The sequence below is a fragment of the Streptomyces sp. NPDC059169 genome (assembly GCF_042755225.1).
In the GTDB taxonomy this organism is placed as follows: domain Bacteria; phylum Actinomycetota; class Actinomycetes; order Streptomycetales; family Streptomycetaceae; genus Streptomyces.
Genome location: NZ_JBHZCF010000045.1, coordinates 1 through 3,355 on the forward strand (window position 1 = coordinate 1; position 3,355 = coordinate 3,355).

Annotated in this window: 1 protein-coding gene; it reads left to right on the plus strand. The window is 71.1% G+C overall.

All coding sequences use genetic code 11. From position 1 onward, the window contains the following. The coding region (locus ACFXOM_RS35485) for a type I polyketide synthase (RefSeq protein ID WP_385041608.1) at positions 1-3,355 on the plus strand (3,355 nt) is incomplete at both ends.

Here is a 3,355-nt window from a genome sequence, read left to right on the forward strand (position 1 = left end):
GCAGCGCAGCACGGTCGACGGCTGGCGCTACCGGATCACCTGGCGACCCCAACCGGAGCCCGAGCGCACCAGCGCGGACGGCACCTGGCTGATCGCCGTGCCCGCCGGGCACCTGGACGACGACGTCGTACGGGCCACCCTCCAGGGCATGGACCGCAACGGCGCCGAGACCGTGCTCCTCGCCCTGGAGGAGTCGACCACCGACCGTCAGGATGTGGTCGACCAGCTGTCCAACTCCCTGACGACCGGCACGCCAAGCGGCGTTGTCTCCTTCCTCGCCCTGGACGAGCGGCCCCTGGCGGAACACCCCGAGGTCACCGTGGGACTGGTCCAGTCCGTCGCCCTGATGCAGGCGCTCCTCGACGCCGACGTCGAGGCTCCGCTGTGGCTGCTCACGACCGAGTCCGCCGCCACCGGTTCCGCCGACGACGAGGTCCGCTGCCCGCTCCAGGCAGCCGTCTGGGGTCTGGCCCGCGTCTTCGCCCTGGAGCACCCCAAGCTGTGGGGCGGCCTGGTCGACCTGCCCGCCGCACTGGACGACCGCGGCGCGGCCCTGCTGTCCTCGGTCCTCGCCGCGGGCGGGGACGAGGACCAGCTCGCCCTCCGTGGCTCCGCGCTCCTCACCCGCCGGCTCACCCGCGCCCCGCTGGACGGCAGAGGGCCGGCCACCCCCTGGCGCACCAGCGGAACTGCACTGGTCACCGGCGGTACGGGTGGTCTCGGTGCGCACACCGCCCGGCTGCTCGCCCGTAGCGGTGCCGAGCATCTGGTGCTGACCAGCCGACGCGGTCCGGATGCCCCGGGAGCGGCAGAACTACGCGCTGACTTGGCCGAGTTGGGAGCGCGGGTCACCATCGCCTCCTGTGATGTGACGGACGCCGACGCGCTGGCCGGGCTGGTCGCCCAGGTCGAGTCCGACGGCCCGGCCATCCGCTCCGTCGTGCACACCGCCGGAGTCGGTCTGCTCGTGCCGCTCGCCGACACCACGCTCGAGGAGTTCGCCGAGGGCGCCCGCGCCAAGCTGCTCGGTGCCCGGAACCTCGACGCGATCTTCGACCGTGACGGACTGGACGCGTTCGTGCTCTACTCGTCCGTCGCCGGCACCTGGGGCAGCGGTGACCACGGGGCCTACGCCGCGTCGAACTCCTACGTCGACGCGCTCGCGGCGCACCGGCGCGCACGCGGTCTGACGGGTACCTCGATCGCCTGGGGCATCTGGAGCCCGGAAGGCGGTGGCATGGCCGTCGATGTCGTCCAGGAGCAACTGCGCTGGCGCGGCATCCCGTTCATGCCGGCGAACCTGGCCGTCATGGGTCTTCAGCAGGCGCTCGATCACGACGAGACCTTCCTCGCCGTGGCCGACATCGACTGGGAACGCTTCGTTCCCGTCTTCACCGCCGCGCACCGCCGCCCGCTGCTGCACGAGGTCCCGGAAGTACTGCGTGCACTGGAGGCCGACGAGGCCGACACCGACGCGGCCGAGAGCACCTCGGAGTCGCTCCGTTCCCAGCTCGCCGGGATGGTTCCCGCTGAGCGGGAGCGGCAGCTGTCCGACCTCGTACGCAAGCAGGTGGCTGCCGTACTCGGACACGCGGACACCTCGGAAGTCGAGGTCGGCCGGGCCTTCCGTGAGCTGGGCTTCGACTCCCTCACCGCGGTGGAGCTGCGCAACCGGCTCAACACCGCCACCGGGCTGAAGCTCCCCGCCACCGTGGTCTTCGACCACCCGACCGTGAGGGCGCTCGCCGGGCACCTGGAGACCACCCTGGTCGGTCACGGTGCCGGCACCGGCTTGCCGACACCGGCCGGCGCCCCGGACACCGCGAACCCCGTCGCTCCCGACGAGGGCGAGGCGATCGCGATCGTGTCCATGGCTTGCCGGTACCCGGGTGGCGTGCACTCACCCGAGGACCTGTGGCAGCTGGTGCGGGACCGGACGGACGCGATCTCGGGGTTCCCCGTCGATCGGGGCTGGGACCTCGACGGTCTCTACGACCCGGACCCGGACCGCGCCGGAACCTGCTACGTCCGCGAGGGCGGATTCCTCGACGCAGCCGGAGACTTCGACCCCGAGTTCTTCGGGATCTCGCCGCGCGAGGCTCTCGCGATGGATCCGCAGCAACGCCTTCTCCTGGAGACCTCCTGGGAGGTGATCGAGCGCGGTGGCATCGATCCCAGGACGCTGCGGGGCACACCGGCCGGTGTCTTCTTCGGAGCCGCCCACCAGGGATACGGCAACGGCGAAGTCCCCGAAGGCCTGGAGGGCCACCTCATCACCGGAACGGTGACCAGTATCGCCTCCGGCCGCATCTCCTACACCCTCGGACTGGAGGGCCCCGCGGTCACCCTGGACACCGGTTGCTCGTCGTCGTTGGTGTCGCTGCACCTGGCGGTGCAGGCACTGCGCTCCGGGGAGTGCTCCCTGGCGATCGCCGGGGCCGCGGCGGTGATGAGTGAACCGATCGGCCTCGTGGGCTTCAGCCGTCAGCGGGGGCTGGCGCGGGACGGCCGGTGCAAGCCGTTCTCGGCGTCCGCCGACGGCATGGGCATGGCCGAAGGCGTCGGCGTACTACTGGTGGAACGCTTGTCGGACGCCCGTCGCAACGGGCATCCGGTGCTTGCGGTGATCCGTGGGACGGCGATCAACCAGGACGGTGCCTCGAACGGTCTGACCGCGCCCAACGGCCTGTCCCAGCAGCGGGTGATCCGTGCTGCTCTGGCTGACGCCGGTCTGTCGGCGGCCGAGGTGGATGTGGTGGAGGCGCACGGTACGGGTACGTCGTTGGGGGATCCGATCGAGGCGCAGGCGTTGCTGGCGACGTACGGACAGGAGCGGGACGCGGACCGGCCGTTGTGGCTCGGCTCGGTCAAGTCCAACATCGGGCACACCCAGGCTGCTTCCGGCATCGCCGGTGTGATGAAGATGGTGCTTGCCATGCGGCACGGCGAGATGCCGGCGACCCTGCATGTGGACGAGCCGTCTCCGCATGTGGACTGGTCGTCGGGTGCGGTGGAGCTGTTGACCGCGGCTCGTCCGTGGGTGTTGGAACACGGGCGTCCGCGGCGTGCTGGTGTCTCCTCGTTCGGCGTGAGCGGGACGAATGCGCACGTGATCGTGGAGCAGGCGGAGGAGTCCGGGCCGGCGCATCCGAGGTATGAAGACGCTGGGCCTGTGACGGAGGAGGCTCCGGTGGTGCCGTGGGTGGTGTCGGGGCGTTCTGCTGAGGGGTTGGTGGGGCAGGCGGAGCGGTTGGTGTCGTGGGTGGTGGAGGGTGGTTTGTCGCCGGTGGAGGTGGGTTGGTCGTTGGTGGCGTCGCGGTCGTCGTTCGAGCATCGGGCGGTGGTTGTGGGGTCG